The sequence below is a fragment of the Janthinobacterium psychrotolerans genome, assembly GCF_001677885.1.
In the GTDB taxonomy this organism is placed as follows: Bacteria; Pseudomonadota; Gammaproteobacteria; order Burkholderiales; family Burkholderiaceae_D; genus Janthinobacterium; species Janthinobacterium psychrotolerans.
Genome location: NZ_LOCQ01000035.1, coordinates 22305 through 38800, shown reverse-complemented (window position 1 = coordinate 38800; position 16496 = coordinate 22305). Strand labels below are relative to the sequence as shown.

The window sequence follows — 16496 nt, the reverse complement described above, 5'->3', positions numbered from 1 at the left end:
TTTTAAAGTGAATTTGGTAGGGAAATAACAGGATACGGATAATGCTGAATAGCCTACTACATTAGTCGGGCTATTCTCCTACATTTTTGCGAGAATAGCGGTTTGACGGGTGTACAATCGCCGACACTTTGCGCTTCCTGATGCATGCACCGCGCACCCACCAGGCGCAACTACCCGCCGCCGGCGCCTTGCGCTGCGGCCGGCACGACAGCTTGATCTGCCAGCGTGTACGCGCCGCGGCACGGTTGTCTGCCTGAATGACCAGAATTCTTAATTGGTATTGGAGGTAATATGAATCAGCCCGTCATGGGTGGCGTTGCTACACTCAACGTCCCAGCTTATATTAAACAACAGAAACTGATCAATTGGGTGGCGGAGATCGCCGCGCTGACCAAGCCCGATCGCATCTACTGGTGCGATGGCTCGCAGGAGGAGTACGAGCGCCTGTGTGCCGAGATGGTGGCCAGCGGCACCATGAAAAAACTCAATGCCGACAAGCGCCCGAATTCCTACCTGGCCTGCTCCGACCCGAGCGACGTGGCCCGCGTCGAAGACCGCACGTATATCTGCTCGGCAACCAAGGAAGCGGCCGGCCCGACCAATAACTGGACCGAGCCGGGCGAGATGCGCCATACCCTGAACGGCCTGTTCGACGGCTGCATGCAGGGCCGCACCATGTATGTCGTGCCGTTCTCGATGGGTCCTCTGGGCTCGCCAATCGCACATATCGGCGTCGAACTGTCCGACTCGCCCTATGTCGCCGTCAACATGAAAATCATGACCCGCATGGGCCGCGCCGTCTACGACGTGCTCGGCACCGACGGCGACTTCGTGCCCTGCGTGCACAGCGTGGGCGCACCGCTGGCCGCCGGCCAGGCCGACGTCAAGTGGCCCTGCAACAGCACCAAATACATCGTGCATTTCCCGGAAACGCGCGAAATCTGGTCCTTTGGCTCCGGCTACGGCGGCAACGCCCTGCTGGGCAAGAAATGTTTTGCCCTGCGCATCGCCTCGAACATGGGCTACCAGGAAGCGCAAGCCTCGGTCGAGGCACCGGGCTGGCTGGCCGAACACATGCTGATCCTCGGTGTCGAGTCGCCGGAAGGCAAGAAGCACTATGTGGCGGCGGCTTTCCCTTCGGCCTGCGGCAAGACCAACTTCGCCATGCTGATTCCACCGGCCAGTTTCAAAGGCTGGAAAGTGACTACCATCGGCGACGATATCGCCTGGATCAAGCCCGGTGCCGATGGCCGCCTGTACGCCATCAACCCGGAAGCGGGCTACTTTGGCGTGGCGCCCGGCACCAACGAAAAAACCAATTTCAACTGCATGGCCTCGATGCGTGACAACACCATCTTCACCAACGTCGCGCTGACCGACGACGGCGACGTCTGGTGGGAAGGCCTGAGCAAGGAAGCGCCGAGCCACCTGATCGACTGGCAGGGCAAGGACTGGACGCCGGCTTCCGGCACCAAGGCCGCCCACCCGAATGCACGGTTTACTGTTGCGGCGACGCAAAACCCGGTGATCGACGCCGCCTGGGACGACCCGGCCGGCGTGCCGATCTCGGCCTTCATCTTCGGTGGCCGCCGCTCGACCACCGTGCCACTGGTCACCGAAGCGCGCAACTGGGTCGAAGGCGTCTACATGGCCGCCACCATGGGTTCCGAAACCACCGCCGCCGCCGTCGGCCAGATGGGCGTGGTACGACGCGATCCATTTGCCATGTTGCCATTTATCGGCTATAACATGAGCGACTATTTCCAGCACTGGCTGGACATGGGCGTCAAAGTGGGCAAGGTCAATCCGGCCGCGCTGCCGAAGATCTATTGCGTCAACTGGTTCCGTACCGACGAGGCCGGCAAATTCGTCTGGCCTGGTTTCGGCGACAATATGCGCGTGCTGAAATGGATGCTCGAACGGATCGACGGCAAGACGGGCGGCGTGGAAAACCTGTTTGGCACCACGCCAGAATATGGCGACCTGAACTGGGATGGCCTGCCGTTCACGCAAGCACAATTCGACACCATCACCTCGATCGACAAGGCGGCGTGGGTGGAAGAATTGAAATTGCATACGGAGTTGTTTGAAAAGCTGGCCTATCATCTGCCGCAGGAACTGGCAGACAACAAGGCGGCGCTCGAGCAGCGCCTGGCAGGGCAAGAGTTGTAGCAGGGGGAGACGCACGCTGGCAAAGACCGGCGTGTGATAAAAGACACGCCGGCAATGACTGGCGTGCTAGCAGAGAGAAACGGCGCGGATTGCATGAGCAATACGCGCCGTTTTTTATGGTGCTGGCTGATTACTGCTTCAGCAGCGGCCCCAGGTATTTCCCCGTCACGCTGGCCGGATTCAAGGCCACGTCTTCCGGCGTGCCGGTGGCGATGATCTGCCCGCCGCCCGCGCCGCCTTCGGGGCCCAGGTCGACGATCCAGTCGGCCGTCTTGATCACGTCCAGGTTGTGTTCGATGATCACCAGGGTATTGCCCTGGTCGCGCAGGCGGTGGATCACTTTCATCAGCAGGTCGATATCGTGGAAGTGCAGGCCGGTGGTCGGCTCGTCCAGGATATACAGGGTGCGGCCGGTGTCGCGCTTCGACAATTCGAGCGACAACTTGACGCGCTGCGCCTCGCCGCCCGACAGGGTGGTGGCGCTCTGGCCCAGCTTGATGTAGCCCAGGCCCACGTCGAGCAAGGTCTGCAGCTTGCGCGCGATCAGCGGCACCGGCTTGAAGAATTCATGCGCCTCTTCCACCGTCATGCCCAGCACTTCCGTGATGTTCTTGCCCTTGTACTGCACTTCCAGCGTTTCGCGGTTGTAGCGCTTGCCGTGGCAGACATCGCACGGCACATACACGTCCGGCAAAAAGTGCATCTCGACCTTGATCACGCCATCGCCCTGGCATGCTTCGCAGCGCCCACCCTTGACGTTGAACGAGAAGCGGCCCGCGCTGTAGCCGCGTTCCTTGGCCGTCGGCACGGTCGAGAACAAGTCGCGGATCGGTGTAAACAAGCCGGTATAGGTGGCCGGGTTCGAGCGCGGTGTGCGGCCGATCGGCGCCTGGTCGACGGAAATGACCTTGTCGAAATGCTCCAGGCCGCTGATCGAATCGTGCGGCGCCGGTTCCGTTTGCGAACCGTACAAATGGCGCGACAGGGCCGGATACAGCGTATCGTTCACCAGCGAGGACTTGCCCGAACCGGACACGCCCGTCACGCACGTCATCAGGCCCACCGGCAGGCTCAGCGAGACTTTTTTCAGGTTGTTGCCGGTCGCGCCAGTAATGACGAGCTGCTTTTCAGGATTGCTGGCATGGCGTTTCTTCGGCACCGCGATTTTCAGCTTGCCATTCAGGTATTGCGCCGTCAGCGACTTCTTGTTTTTCAGGATGTCCTTCAAGGTGCCTTCGGCGATGATCTCGCCGCCGTGCACGCCGGCGCCCACGCCCATGTCGACGATGTAATCGGCGGTGCGGATCGCGTCTTCGTCATGCTCGACCACCAGCACGCTGTTGCCGATATCGCGCAGGTGTTTCAGCGTTTCGATCAGGCGGTCGTTGTCGCGCTGGTGCAGGCCGATCGACGGTTCGTCGAGCACATACATCACGCCCGTCAGGCCCGAGCCGATCTGCGAGGCGAGGCGAATGCGCTGCGCTTCGCCGCCCGACAAGGTATCGGCGCTGCGGTCGAGCGACAGGTAGTCGAGGCCCACGTTGTTGAGGAATTTCAGGCGCGAAATGATCTCTTTCACCACCCGGTCGGCGATCTCTTTCTTGGCACCCGTCAATTTCAGTTTTTCAAAGAAATCGAGCGTGTCGCGCAGCGGCTTTTCCGCCACTTCATAGATCGCACGCTGCTGCTTGCCGGTACCGACTTTCACATGGCGCGCTTCCACGCGCAGGCGCGCGCCGTCACAGGATGGGCAGCATTTTTCATTGATGAACTTGGCCAGCTCTTCCTTCACGGCCATCGAATCGGTTTCACGGTAGCGGCGCTGCAGATTGTTGACCACGCCTTCGAAGGTATGTTCCTTCACCACAGTGCGGCCGCGTTCGTTCACATAGCTGAACGGCACCACCTGCTTGCCCGAGCCGTACAGCACGGCTTGCTGGGCGTTCAGCTCCAGCTGCTCGAACGGCAGGTCGAGGTCGAACTCGTAAAAGTCGGCCAGGTTCGACAGCATCTGGAAGTAAAACTGGTTGCGGCGATCCCAGCCCTTGACCGCGCCCGAGGCCAGCGACAGGTTGGGGAACGCAACGATGCGTTTCGGGTCAAAGAATTCAATGTGGCCAAGACCGTCGCACTCCGGGCAGGCGCCCATCGGATTGTTGAACGAGAACAGCCGCGGTTCCAGCTCCTGCAGCGAGTAGCCGCACTCGTTGCAGGCGAACTTGTTCGAGAACACCTGTTCCTGCGCGCTATCCATTTCGTAGGCGATGGCGCGGCCATCGGCCAGGCGCAGGGCCGTTTCAAAACTTTCCGCCAGGCGCTGCTTGATGTCCTGGTTGACCTTGACCCGGTCGATCACCACGTCGATCGTGTGCTTTTCGGTTTTCTTCAGTTTCGGCAGGTCGTCGACTTCATAGATCTTCGCCTCGTGCGTGCCGCTCTGCACGCGAAAGCGCACGAAGCCCTGCGCCTGCATCTGCTCGAACAGGTCGACGTGTTCACCCTTGCGGTTGGCCACCACGGGCGCGAGGATCATCAGCTTGGTGTCTTCCGGCATGGCCAGCACGGCGTCGACCATTTGCGACACGGTCTGCGCGGCCAGCGCGTGTTCCGGATGGTTGATGCAATACGGCGTGCCGACGCGCGCATACAGCAAGCGCAGGTAATCGTGGATTTCCGTCACCGTGCCCACGGTGGAGCGCGGGTTGTGCGAAGTGGCTTTCTGTTCGATGGAAATGGCTGGCGACAGGCCTTCGATCAGGTCGACGTCGGGTTTTTCCATCAGTTGCAAAAACTGGCGCGCGTAGGCCGACAGCGACTCGACATAGCGGCGCTGTCCTTCCGCGTACAGGGTGTCGAAGGCCAGCGAGGACTTGCCGGAGCCGGACAGGCCGGTAATCACGATCAGCTTGTTGCGCGGCAAATCGAGACTGATATTCTTGAGGTTATGCGTGCGAGCACCGCGAATGCGGATCTGTTCCATGTGATGAGCCTTGCTTTCAGTAGGGTGCGGTGTGCCCGTACCGCCCGAAAAACGGGCATGCAGCGGGTCAACTTGTAACTATAGCCGGGTTTTGGTGCGCACGCGCGGGGACGTCGCAAGCGAATATTGCCGCCTGCCCGGCGTGCGCGGACAAAGGTTGATGCAGATGCGTACAGCTGATTTGATACTGTATATAATACCAGTATTCAATATTCTTGTTCGTGCGTACCAAGAAAAAAGCGTTGCGCCGCACAGTTGCGGGGCCGTCCAGAAAGCGGGTGCTTTGCATCGCCTACTCGCTTATAATTCCCGTTTACAGACAATCCAACGTGCGGCAATTCCGACTGTCGCAGCCGTTCATCAGGAGTTATTCATGGCATCAGTCAACAAAGTCATTATCGTCGGCAATCTGGGCCGCGACCCGGAAATCCGCTACATGCCTAGCGGCGACGCGATCGCCAACATCGCCGTGGCCACTTCGTACAAATCGAAGGACCGCAACACGGGCGAACAAAAAGAGTTGACCGAATGGCACCGCATCTCGTTCTTCGGCCGCCTGGCTGAAATCGTCGGCCAATACCTGAAAAAAGGTTCCTCGGTCTACGTCGAAGGCCGCCTGCAAACCCGTAAATACACGGACAAGGACGGCGTCGAGAAATACGCAACCGACATCATCGCGGAAAACATGCAAATGCTGGGCGGCCGTTCCGGCATGGGCGGCGACGCCGGCGGCGACGACAGCTACGGTGGCAACAGCGGCGGCTACGACGCCCCGGCCCCGCGCCAGGCCCCAGCCCCGCGTCCGGCCCCGGCGCCAGCCCCGCGCCCGGCACCGAAGCCAGCCCCGAATTTCTCGGATATGGATGACGATATTCCGTTCTGAGGTGGAACACATTTAAAAGTGTAAACAACGCAAAGCCTCGCCCTGATTGGTGAGGCTTTTTTATTGTTCTGACCCGTCCTGTAACAGGTTGACACTTTTTCGAGCAAGCGATGATGATGTTGGGATAAATATAGGTGAGGGCCGCTTGGGTGGCACGTGGGATTTCGTGCCGCTCCACCGCCAGATACGGTCGTCAGGAACAGGCGGAAGGCTGCTTTTGACCGGCTTGTTTTCGTTGTTGCCTTGGACAACACATGCAAGTTGCTCACTCTTCTATTTTTCTGTACGCTGCAGCAGACAATTTCGGGGTAGTTCAGTGGAAGAACGCTCGGCTCTTAACCGAGATGGCGCTGGTTCGATTCCAGCCCCCGAACCCAGGCAAAGGATCAGGAACCAGTGCGGAAATCAAACGACGATGTTGCTGGTGTTGACGTCCCGGCATGCACGGCTTATGCAGCTGGACAATTAGCCAAGGCGTTGTTGGCGACTGAACAAACAGAAGATGCCGAACTGGCGGAACGGTCCGCGCGCCGCGTGACACAGTGGCAGGAAATTGTCTCCAACGTTCTCAGTGGCGCAGCGCGTTACGGCTCACGTACACCCTTGCCGGATACCCCGGCATGGGCGACGCTGGAAGTCGCCACGGGCGGATTTGCAACCGGCCGTGTGCTTGCCGGCGGCCCGTTGGAGGTCTACGAAACGCAACTGATCAAGCGTCTGTCCATCCCGGAAAACGAGGATGCCAGGCTGCGTCTGAACGCATATTTCGTGACGGATCAAGGGATGGGTGAGCTATTGTCGTGGCTCGATGACAGACGCTACGCGATCCGTTACCCGGAAGAAGGCGCGTTGCTGGCAATTGCCTGGATGTGCCGGGAGGGACATGCGGAGATGGCCCGGGATATCCTCAGCACAATCTCGCCGCTGTTCCCGGTGCTACGTTTTTATCCAGTCCCGGGTTTCCGCCCACACCGTTACGATGCCGGTGTCCAGGTTCAAGACGTTGCGACGACACGCGAACGGCTGCGCCGTATCGCGCCGAATCCTGCCATTCTGGCGCAGCGTCATGCTGTAGCGGCATATGCACCCTTGCACGACCGCCTGCTGGCATTGTTCGCACAAACCATGACGCACGATGACTGGCCGTGCCAGGTCTGTCCAGCGGATTGGCTTGGCCAAGCGCGCGAGCTGTTGTTGGCGTTCGAAGAGGTCGATCAAGCGAGCAGGCTGCCGTCCAAGTATCGTAAAGCCGGTAGCCATCATCTCCAGCTTCGCGGCTATCTGCAGGCCTGTGTCATCGGTTTCGGTGCGCTGCCAGCGAAAGATCTGGGACGCATTCGTCATATATTCCGTTGCAGCGTGGCCAAAAGGGGGCATCCGCTTTCAGCGCAAAATGCACAAGTCCGGCAGCTTCATCGCGCGGAAGTTTCAGCGCCGCTGCATGCCGAGATCGCTCATCTGATAGAACAGCGGTTGACATCATTCGAACAGCTTGACGGACTGGACGACACAGAGCTATGCAAGATCGCAGTCACGGAGGCCGAAGCGACCCCGAGGGTGCCGGCGGGAACCGCCATTCCGCGGTCGGTACGGCGCAAGATTGATCGATGCCTTAAAGACTCTATTGAGGAACTGACGCGCCGCGGCTTGATCTCGTCGGGAGAGGTAATGGCGCAAGTGCTCCCGCAAGTGACATCTGGAATGCATGGCCTGGGGCTTGAGAATGAAAGTCTGCAGCAGTTGTACGCGGCCATCCATCGCGCGTTCAGGCAGCGCCGTTCCTTGTTGCTCCTGAACCTGGAGAGCCAGGTACGCCTGGCCGAGTTGCCTTGGGTGAATGCGATTGAAAGCTTCCGCCGCAAGGATCTTTCGGCAGCTACCGCATCGCGCCAGGCGTTGCAGCAGATCGTCATCCTCACATTGGAGCATTTCCCACACGCGATTCTGCCGAACAAGCTTGTGCGCGAAATCGCGGACCTCGCGTCGCGCGCCGGCTTGGCGATCCCGCTTGTGGAGGAACTCGCAAGCGATATCTTCATGGGCGAGTTCGGATCGAAGTTCGCGCGAGCGGCAAAGCTCGCCTGCGGGATGCTGCAAGGCTCGCTCTACGCCGACTACTACGAAATCGATGCGGCCCAAATCGAAAGCCTTCAGGACAGCCATGCTCGCGAACCGGCGCCGAAGCGGCAGGTAAAAGCGGGATTCGCGCAGCTTTGCGCGCAACGTGCCGGGGTACAACTGGGCCAATGGCGCCCGGCGTCAAACGGCATGATCATTGAGCAGCAACAGATTCTGACAACCCATAACCTGGCGGCATTGATCTCCGGCTTGCAACTAAAAAACTCTTTGCAGAACAGGTTCCGCGACATGGCGCAATCGTGCTTCCGATGGATATGTGCCCGCAATCAGTTGCAGCTGGTCGACTGGCATGCGAAGCTCATCCGAGTCAAGAACTCTGCCTATGCGTGGCGCCAGATGGTTTTTTTCCTGTCCATGCTCCCACCTGCAGAACTGAAATTGACGCTCGACTGGATGGAAGAGCATTACAAACAGCAGTCGGAACAATTCCAGTTGCGCTACCGGCCGGTGCTGGATGGACTCACATCATGCGCATCGGCCCGCATGTCTTCTGCGCCGTTGTCAATGGAAAAACAAGGCCGCCAATTTCTTGGCTGGTCTGAAACCGGTCATTGGCTATTGCGCCAAGCAGAGGACGAAGGCGTTTGACCCGAGGTGCCAAGCCAGGCAGTTCAATGTCATGCCAACGTCACATCTGCATGGCCTCCAGGTAACGCTGCGCATCGAGCGCCGCCATGCAGCCGGTGCCGGCGCTGGTGATGGCCTGGCGGTAGATATGGTCCTGCACGTCGCCGGCGGCAAAGACGCCCGCGATGGAGGTGGCGGTCGCCATGCCCTCGGTGCCGCTGCGGGTACGCAGATAGCCGTTGTGCATGGCCAGTTGGCCTTCGAAGATGGCGGTGTTCGGTTTGTGGCCGATGGCGACAAACACGCCGTGCACGGGCAGCTGTTCCAGCTCGCCATCCTGGCGCCGCAGGGCCACGCCCGTCACGCCGCTGTCGTCGCCGCATACTTCATGCAAGCTGGCGTTCAGTTTGAGCACAATCGCGCCTTGCCGCACTTTCGCCATCAGGCGGTCGACCAGGATCGGCTCGGCGCGGAATTGATCGCGCCGGTGTATCAGCGTCACGCGCGAGGCGATGGTCGACAGATACAGCGCTTCCTCGACCGCCGTATTGCCGCCGCCGATGACGGCAACTTCACGGCCGCGATAGAAAAAACCGTCGCAGGTGGCGCAGGCCGACACGCCGCGTCCCATGTACGCTTGCTCGGACGGCAGTCCCAGGTACTGGGCCGAGGCGCCGGTGGCGATGATCAGCGCATCGCAGGTGTACTGGCCGCCATCACCGACCAGGCGGAGCGGCTTTTCTAACAGATGGGCGGTGTGGATATGGTCGAACACCATGCGCGTGCCGAAGCGTTCGGCGTGCTGGCGGAAGCGTTCCATCAGTTCCGGGCCCTGCACGCCGAGCGGATCGGCGGGCCAGTTTTCGACGTCGGTGGTGGTCATCAGCTGGCCGCCCTGGGCGATGCCGGTGATCAGCGTCGGCTGCAGGTTGGCGCGCGCCGCGTACACGGCGGCCGAGTAGCCGGCCGGGCCGGAACCGAGGATAAGCAGACGGTGGTGGCTCATGCAAGCTCCTGTCATGTGGCGGTGCGCTGCAACTGGCGCACAAAGGTTTCGGGCGGCATGAAGCCGATCACGCGCGCTTGCGGCACTTCCTTGCCACTGGCGTCGAACAGGATGATGCCGGGTGGGCCGAACAGCTCGAAGCGCTTCATCAGCGCGCGGTCGTCGGCATTGTTGGCGGTGACATCGACCTGGAGCAGCCGCATGCCGCCCATGGCCGTGGCGACGCGGCCGTCGGAGAAGGTCATGCGCTCCATCTCCTTGCAGGCCACGCACCAGTCGGCGTAGAAGTCGAGCATGACCGGCTTGCCGGCGCTGGCCAGCACCTGATCGAGTTCGGCGACCGTGCGGATACGGGTGAAGCGCGGGCCCTCATGCGCGCCGGTCGTGGCGCCGGCCACCGCGCCGCCGCCGCGCAGATGCGCCAGCGGCTGCAGCACGTCGGTGCCCGAGCTGGCGGCGCCGACCAGTTCAAACAGACCGGCCAGCAGCATCACCACGCCCAGCGTCCTGGCGGCATAGGCGCCGATGCCCGCGCCTTTCGGCAGCGCTGCGCCGGCAAGCAGGAAGGTCGCGCACAGGATGGCGAATACGCCCCACAGCGCCATGCTGGCCGTGACCGACAGTACCGGGCCGATCATCCAGATGGCCACCGCGATCAGCAGCAGGCCGAAGACTTTCTTGACGTTGTTCATCCAGGCCCCGGCGCGCGGCAGCAGGCTGCCAGCCGACAGGCCCGTCAGCAGCAGCGGTACGCTCATGCCGGCGGCCATGGCGAACAGCGCCCAGCCGCCGGTGGCGGCATTGCCGGTCTTGCTGATGTAGAGCAGTGCGCCGGCCAGCGGTCCCGCCACGCAGGGGCCGACGATCAGCGCCGATAACGCTCCCATGATGAAGACGCCGGCCAGCTTGCCGCCGCTCTGGCGTCCGCTCGATTCGCTCAGGCGGCTTTGCAGGGAACCGGGCAGCTGCAACTGGTAGACGTCGAACATCGACAGGGCCAGGGCGAACAGCAGCGCGCCAAAGGTCAGCAGTACCCAGGGCTTTTGCAGGGCGCCCGCCAGGCCTTCGCCGGCCAGGCCCGCCGCCACGCCGAGCGCGGTGTAGACCAGGGCCATGCCCAGGCTGTAGGCGGCGGCCAGCAGCAGGCCGCGCCTGCGTGTCACCCCGCCTTCGCCGACGATGATGGAGGACAGGATGGGCACCATCGGCAGCACGCAGGGCGTGAAGGACAGCAGCAGGCCGAATACCAGGAAAGCGCCGCCGATGCGCCACAGGCTGCCGCTTTGCAGGGTGCGCTGGGCGAGCGAGGTGTCATCCTCGGCGTGGGCGGCCGCGGCAGCCGCCGGGGCAGCCGCCGGGGTGGCAGGCGTAGCCGCAACTGCGGCGGCAGGTGCGCCGGCATCATCGGCAGTCTTCGCGGTCAAGACGCCGGGCGCTGCCGGATTGACGGTGTAGGTCAGCACCACGGGCGGATAGCATAGCCCGGCGTCGGCACAGCCCTGGTAGCCGAGCGTCAGATCAAACGGCGCCGTGCCGCTGACAGGTACATCCAGAGCAAGCGAGGTGTAATACGTCTCCATCTCCTTGCCGAAGTTCTCGTCGAACTTGCGCTTGCCCGCAGGTAGTTGCGGCTGTCCCACGCCGGGGCCGGTGAAGGACAGCCGCTCGCGGTACAGGTGATAGCCCGGCGGGATGGTCCAGCGCAATGCGACGGTATGCGCATCGCGCAGTTCCGCCTTCAATACAAACGCCTGCTCGGGCGGCAGAAAGTCCGCCGCCGCAGCAAACGGCAGCCAGGCCGCCAGCAGCAGCGCGCACAAGCACTTAAAAATCGACTTCATGGGGTTCTCCTGAAAATGTGTCCTTGCTGATCAATGGCCAGATAGCCCATGCCGCAACGGTCGAGAAAATCGAGTCCGTCTTGCTCCATCAGCATGGCGATGGTGGTGCAACTGCCAGCGGTGAGCGCCAGCGGCGCCACCACGCTGACCGAGCGCCAGTACGACACCGGCATGCCGGTGCGCGGATCGAGCACATGGCAATAGCGCCGGCCTTTGACTTCAATAAAACGTTCGTAATCGCCGCTGGTGGCCAGCGCGCCGCGGCTGATCGGCAGGCTCGCGACCGTGTTCGCCATGGCGCGCGGGTCCTGGATGCCGATGCTCCACGCGGCGCCATCGGCACGCGGCCCGAGAAAGCGCATGTCGCCGCCCAGGTTCACGTAGCCGTGCTCCACGCCCATCTCCGCCAGCACCGCAGCCGCCTGGTCGACGGCGTACTCCTTGCCGAAGCCGCCGAAATCGAGTTCCATGCCCCGCATGGGCAGGAACACCCTGGCATTGCCGCGCACGACCTTGTTCCAGCCGACCAGGGGCAGCAACTCGTTCAAGGCGCCGGACCTGGGCAGGCGGCTGTTGCGAAAATCCCAGACCTTGCGCAGCACGCCGGAAGTGATGTCGAACAGCCCCCTGCTGGCGGCATGCAGCCGGTCGGCATAGGCCAGCAGCGCAGCCGTCTCATCGTCGCACTCCACCACTGACAGCCCTGCGGCGGCATTGATGCGGCTGATGATGCTGTCGCTGCGGTAGCGTGTATATTTGTTTTCAATCCGGCGTACTTCGGCGATGGCCGGTGCGGCGATCAGGCGCGCCGCCTCGCCATCGTCAGCCACCACACGAATGTCGCAGCGGCTGCCCATGGCCGTGAAGGCGACGCTGTGGATGCCGGCTACCACAGTCGCGTGAAACCGATTTGCATGCTGGTGGCGCGCAGCGGCGCCAGGCCCGCACTGCCATCGCCGAACGCGCGCCAGGCGCCGCGCTGCTCATAGCGCTCCAGCTTCAGGTCCACGCTCCAGTCCTGGTCGATCTGCCTGGCGACCTTGATGCCGGCCGTGACGGCGCCAAACCCGGACAGGCGCTGGTCGGCCGAGGTAAAGGCCGCGCCGCCGAACACATAGCCTGGCGGGAAGGGCGCGCCGGTGCCGGCGCCGTACACCGGGTCGAAATAAAAGTGCGCCGCGCGCTGCGAATACAGGCGCAGCGATGGCGTGAGCGTCCAGCCGCCGGCCAGCGATTGCACCCACTCCGTCGACAGCGTATGCGCGCTGACGCCGAAGCTGTCGCGGTAATAGCGGTAGCTCAGGCGGCTGGTGGCATCAAGGCCCACGAAACGGTGGTTCCACTGTGCCAGCAGGGTATCCTGATCGCGCTTGCGCGGACGGTTGTCGACCAGCTTGTACGGATCGGAGTAATAACCATGGCCGCTGGTGTGGGTGTAGGTGAGCTGGCCGATATCGACCGGCGTGAACACATGCGTCACGCCGGCCAGCAGGTTCACGGTCTGGCGGCCTTCATTGGCGACGATGCGGTTGACCGGATTGATGGCGTCGTCCGAACCGCCCACGCCGAAGGCCCAGGTGGTGTTCTTGTCTTCGCTGTTGACCGTGCCTTGCAGCGACAGCGCGCGCGAGCGGTAGTCATGCTCGGTGGAGAAGGCCGCGCCCAGGCTGATGGTGCCGCCGGGCAGATAGCGCGTGACGGCGACATCGCCCGCCTTGCGCAGATCGTGCATGCGCGAGGCGCCCGACACCGCCGTATGGTAGCGCGGCGAAGCGCCGGAGACATCGTCGGTGGTCGCGCTGGCGGCGATCGCCCAATCGCCTGCCACCGGCGCCAGCACCGAGATCGACGGGGCGTGCACCCGAATCCGGTCCAGGCCCGGCTGGCTTTCCCTGTAGTCCAGGTATTTGACGCTGATGGCGCCGCGCTCGGGCGGCGTTTCGGCGTGCACCACTGCCGGCAGCAGCATGGCCGCCGCCAGCAGTGCTTGTCCTACCGAAGGCTGTTTGTTGTGATCCATGGTCGTCCTTGTCAATTGCAGCCGCAGCCGCCGCCGCCAACCGCGCTGCCGCCGGAGGCGGCTTCCTTGCTGGCGTAGATGTGTTCATTGAAGCGGGCCGCCAGTCCATCGCCCTGGATCAGCATGTCCGGACGCGCCAGCTGGCCTTTTTCCCACGGCTGCACCGGTGGCAGCGCGCAGCCGGACAAGCCGGCCACGGTGGCGCACAGCGCCAGCACGGTTCGTATTGAAGTGCGTGTCTTCATTTCAGCGCTCCCAGTGCGGTCTTGATGCGGCTTTCCAGCGCTTCGCGGTCGGCGGCACGAAAGCCGCTGTGCTCAAACAGCACCTTGCCGTCCGGGCCGATCAGCACGCTGCTGGGCATGCCCTTGACGCCGTAGGCGCGCGGCGTGGCGCCGCTGGGATCGAAGGCGACGGCGAAGCGGGCCGGCGTGGTGCCGAGGAAGCTGCGCGCATCATCGGCCTTGGCATCGACATTGATGCCGACGATTTGCAAACCCTGGCTGCCGTAGCGCGCCTGCATCTCGTTCATCCACGGGAATGACTGGCGGCAGGGGCCGCACCACGAGGCCCAGAAATCGAGGTACACCAGCTTTCCGCGGTACTGCTCCAGCTTGACGGCGCCATCCGGGCCGCTCAGCGTGAAGGCTGGCGCTGGCGTGCCCGTTTCCAGCGCGGACGCCGGTGCTGGCAGCGCGAACAGGGCGCAGGCGGCGACGCCGGCCAGCGTGCCGGCCACGGCGGCCGCGTGCGGCTTGCGGCGGCGCCATGCCAGCACACCGGCTGCCAGCAGCACCAGTAGCGCCAGCATCGGATCATTGCCATCCTGGGCGGCGGAGCAGCCGCCGCCGCCATGGTTTTGCGGCTGGCCGCTGACAACGACCGATGCCGCGCCCTGGCCGCTCAGGGCGATGGTCCAGCTGGCGCCAGCCGCTTGCAGCGTCAGGTTGCCGCTCGCGCTGCCGGCGGTGGTCGGGGTGAAGCGCACCGGCAGTTCGCACGAGGCGCCGGCGGCCAGCGTCAGCGGGAACGCGCCGCAGGCCTTGGCATCGTTGGCGGTGGCGTAGGGTCCGCTGAAGGTGGCGCTGTTGATGGTCAGCGCCACGCTGCCGCTATTGGTCAGCGTGAAGCGCTTGAGCGGACCGGTATCGCCGACCGTGGCGCTGCCGAAGTCGAACGCCTGCGGACTGGCGCTCAGGGACGGCGTGCTGGTGGGCACGGCCAGGCCATTGCCATTGAGGCGCAGGCTCAGCTGCGCGCCGCCATCGGTCATCAGCACCAGGTCGGCGCTGCGGGCGCCAGCGGCGGCAGGCTTGAAGATCGAGTCGATGGTGCAGCTGGCGCCGGGGCTGACGCTGCCGCCAATGGCGCAGGTGCCGGCCAGTGCGAAGTCGCCCGGATTGCCGCCGCCTGCTGCCAGGGTGGTGATTTTCAGCGCGGCGCTGCCATTGTTGCTTAGCGTGGTGCGGTGCGCAGCGGCCTGCTGGCCCACCTGCGTATCGGCAAAAGCGACTGGTCCGGTTTCAGACAGCGCAGGGCGCGCCACGGCGGCCGTGGTGCCGGAACCGGTGACGGCCACCGAGACGTCGGCCGCGTTCGAGCGCAGCAGCAAGATGGCGTTCACGCTGCCTTCGGCGGTGGGCGCGAAGGCCAGCGGCACGTTGCAGCTGGCCGCCACCGCCAGCGTGCCGGCGCAGCCGCCGCTGCCAATGGTCACCGACGGTGCGCCGCTGACGGCGACGCTGGTAAAGGTCACCGGCACGTTGCCACGGTTGGTGATGGCCACGCTTTGCGTGGTGGCGCCGGCGCCGATGGTCTGCGCGCCGAACGAGAGCGCGGTCGGATTGGCCGCCAGCGCAGGCGCCGCTGCGCTGGCGCTGCCCGCCAGGCTGACCGCGATGCCGCCATTGCTGGCGTTCGAGGCCAGATTCAGGTTTGCCGCAAACGGGCCGGCCGCGGTGGGCGTGGCGACCACCGTCACGGTGCAGCTGCCGCCCGCCGGTACGGCGGTGGCGGTGGCGCAGCTGCCACCGAGCGTGAAGATGGCGGCATTGGCGCCCGACAGGCTGATGCCGCTCAAGCTCAGTGCCGCCTGGCCGGCGTTGTTGACGGTGATGCTTTGTGCGGGCGAAGCGCTGCCGGTCAGCAGTGCGCCGAAGTTCAGTGCGTTCGCCGACAGCGCAACGGTGGCGCTGGCGACCGCATTGCCGGTGCCGCTCAGCGCCACGCTGCTGCTGGCGCCCGTGGCGTTGTGGCTGATAGCGAGCGCCGCGCCGCGCGCGCCAGCGCCGCTCGGACGGAACACCAGCTGCACATTGCAGCTGGCGCCTGCCGCCACGCTGGCGCCGGCGGCGCAGCTGCCGCCGCTGATGGCGAAGTCGCCCGGGTTGGCGCCGCCGACGGCCAGCGCGCTGATATTGAGCGCCGCGTTGCCGCTGTTGCTCAGTGTCGTGCTCATGGCCGTGCTGGCCTGGCCGACGGTGGTGCCGCCGAAGGCCAGCGTGGCCGGCGCCAGGGTTGCCGCCGGCGCGGAGCTCACGTCAGGATTGCCGATGAATGCCGCCAGGTCGGCGATTTCCGCCGCACTGAACTTGCCGTTGAAAAGAGAGCCCATGCCGCCACGGTTGGCGGCGAAGGCGTTGCTGATCACGCCAGGATTGTTGGCCGCCGCGCGGATGCCGTTCACGTTGGCCGCCGGTGATGCGCCGTGGCAGGCGGCGCAGGAGGTGCCGCCGGACGCCGGGCCGTTCAGATACAGGCTCTTGCCGTTCAGCGCATCGGCGGCTTGCGCCGAGACGCCGAGCGCCAGCAAGGCCCAGATGCCGGCCGTGCATAACGCACGGCGGTGGGGCGGTCGAATTCTTTTCATCGGTTCTCCAGTGAGCTCA

10 protein-coding genes and 1 tRNA gene are annotated in these 16496 nt (G+C 63.7%); 4 read left to right on the top strand and 7 right to left on the bottom strand.

The features are described 5' to 3' along the window. Positions 1-291 precede the first annotated feature (291 nt). Positions 292-2172, top strand: coding sequence for a phosphoenolpyruvate carboxykinase (GTP) (locus ASR47_RS02105; protein WP_065306111.1), 1881 nt, complete (start codon positions 292-294; stop codon positions 2170-2172). Positions 2173-2302: 130 nt separating this feature from the next. Here the strand turns inward: ASR47_RS02105 and uvrA are convergent, their stop codons facing one another. Beyond that, a complete protein-coding gene (uvrA, locus tag ASR47_RS02100; RefSeq protein ID WP_065306110.1) occupies positions 2303-5152 on the bottom strand; it encodes an excinuclease ABC subunit UvrA in 2850 nt (949 codons plus the stop codon). 373 nt (positions 5153-5525) lie between these two features. Between uvrA and ssb the strand changes: the two genes are divergently transcribed. The 3 genes from ssb to ASR47_RS02085 all read left to right on the top strand — a co-directional run bounded on the left by ssb (position 5526) and on the right by ASR47_RS02085 (position 8762). Then, positions 5526-6035 (top strand): single-stranded DNA-binding protein, encoded by a 510-nt coding sequence (gene ssb, locus ASR47_RS02095; protein WP_065306109.1) that lies wholly within the window; start codon positions 5526-5528, stop codon positions 6033-6035. Between the two features lie 302 nt (positions 6036-6337). Beyond that, positions 6338-6412 (top strand) — tRNA-Lys (locus tag ASR47_RS02090). A gap of 103 nt (positions 6413-6515) precedes the next feature. Further along, positions 6516-8762: a hypothetical protein gene (locus tag ASR47_RS02085; protein WP_171898872.1), complete on the top strand. Its 2247-nt coding sequence runs from the start codon at positions 6516-6518 to the stop codon at positions 8760-8762. Between the two features lie 40 nt (positions 8763-8802). Here ASR47_RS02085 and trxB read toward each other — a convergent pair whose 3' ends face one another. Genes trxB through ASR47_RS26325 form a run of 6 tightly spaced genes read right to left on the bottom strand, consistent with a single transcriptional unit; the run spans position 8803 to position 16477 of the window. Next, positions 8803-9747 (bottom strand): thioredoxin-disulfide reductase, encoded by a 945-nt coding sequence (gene trxB / locus ASR47_RS02080; RefSeq protein ID WP_150127641.1) that lies wholly within the window; start codon positions 9745-9747, stop codon positions 8803-8805. An 11-nt stretch (positions 9748-9758) separates the two neighbouring features. Next, positions 9759-11588: a protein-disulfide reductase DsbD gene (gene dsbD / locus ASR47_RS02075; RefSeq protein WP_065306106.1), complete on the bottom strand. Its 1830-nt coding sequence runs from the start codon at positions 11586-11588 to the stop codon at positions 9759-9761. Continuing rightward, positions 11585-12481, bottom strand: coding sequence for an FAD:protein FMN transferase (locus ASR47_RS02070; protein ID WP_082988670.1), 897 nt, complete (start codon positions 12479-12481; stop codon positions 11585-11587). Before ASR47_RS02070 ends, dsbD begins: the two co-directional genes overlap by 4 nt. Then, positions 12475-13608 (bottom strand): DUF3570 domain-containing protein, encoded by a 1134-nt coding sequence (locus ASR47_RS02065; RefSeq protein WP_065306105.1) that lies wholly within the window; start codon positions 13606-13608, stop codon positions 12475-12477. Before ASR47_RS02065 ends, ASR47_RS02070 begins: the two co-directional genes overlap by 7 nt. An 11-nt stretch (positions 13609-13619) precedes the next feature. Then, complete coding sequence (locus ASR47_RS02060; protein WP_065306104.1) at positions 13620-13853, bottom strand: DUF4266 domain-containing protein; 234 nt, start codon at positions 13851-13853, stop codon at positions 13620-13622. After that, on the bottom strand, positions 13850-16477 hold the full coding sequence (locus ASR47_RS26325; protein WP_342670529.1) for a choice-of-anchor D domain-containing protein: 2628 nt from the start codon (positions 16475-16477) through the stop codon (positions 13850-13852). Before ASR47_RS26325 ends, ASR47_RS02060 begins: the two co-directional genes overlap by 4 nt. Between the last annotated feature and the right edge of the window lie 19 nt (positions 16478-16496).

Bases quoted from the DNA above. Each gene is read 5' to 3' on its own strand.
- ASR47_RS02105 (WP_065306111.1), top strand. From the start codon at position 292: ATGAATCAGCCCGTCATGGGTGGCGTTGCTACACTCAACGTCCCAGCT.
- uvrA (WP_065306110.1), bottom strand. From the start codon at position 5,152: ATGGAACAGATCCGCATTCGCGGTGCTCGCACGCATAACCTCAAGAAT.
- ssb (WP_065306109.1), top strand. From the start codon at position 5,526: ATGGCATCAGTCAACAAAGTCATTATCGTCGGCAATCTGGGCCGCGAC.
- trxB (WP_150127641.1), bottom strand. From the start codon at position 9,747: ATGAGCCACCACCGTCTGCTTATCCTCGGTTCCGGCCCGGCCGGCTAC.
- dsbD (WP_065306106.1), bottom strand. From the start codon at position 11,588: ATGAAGTCGATTTTTAAGTGCTTGTGCGCGCTGCTGCTGGCGGCCTGG.
- ASR47_RS02065 (WP_065306105.1), bottom strand. From the start codon at position 13,608: ATGGATCACAACAAACAGCCTTCGGTAGGACAAGCACTGCTGGCGGCG.
- ASR47_RS02060 (WP_065306104.1), bottom strand. From the start codon at position 13,853: ATGAAGACACGCACTTCAATACGAACCGTGCTGGCGCTGTGCGCCACC.
- ASR47_RS26325 (WP_342670529.1), bottom strand. From the start codon at position 16,477: ATGAAAAGAATTCGACCGCCCCACCGCCGTGCGTTATGCACGGCCGGC.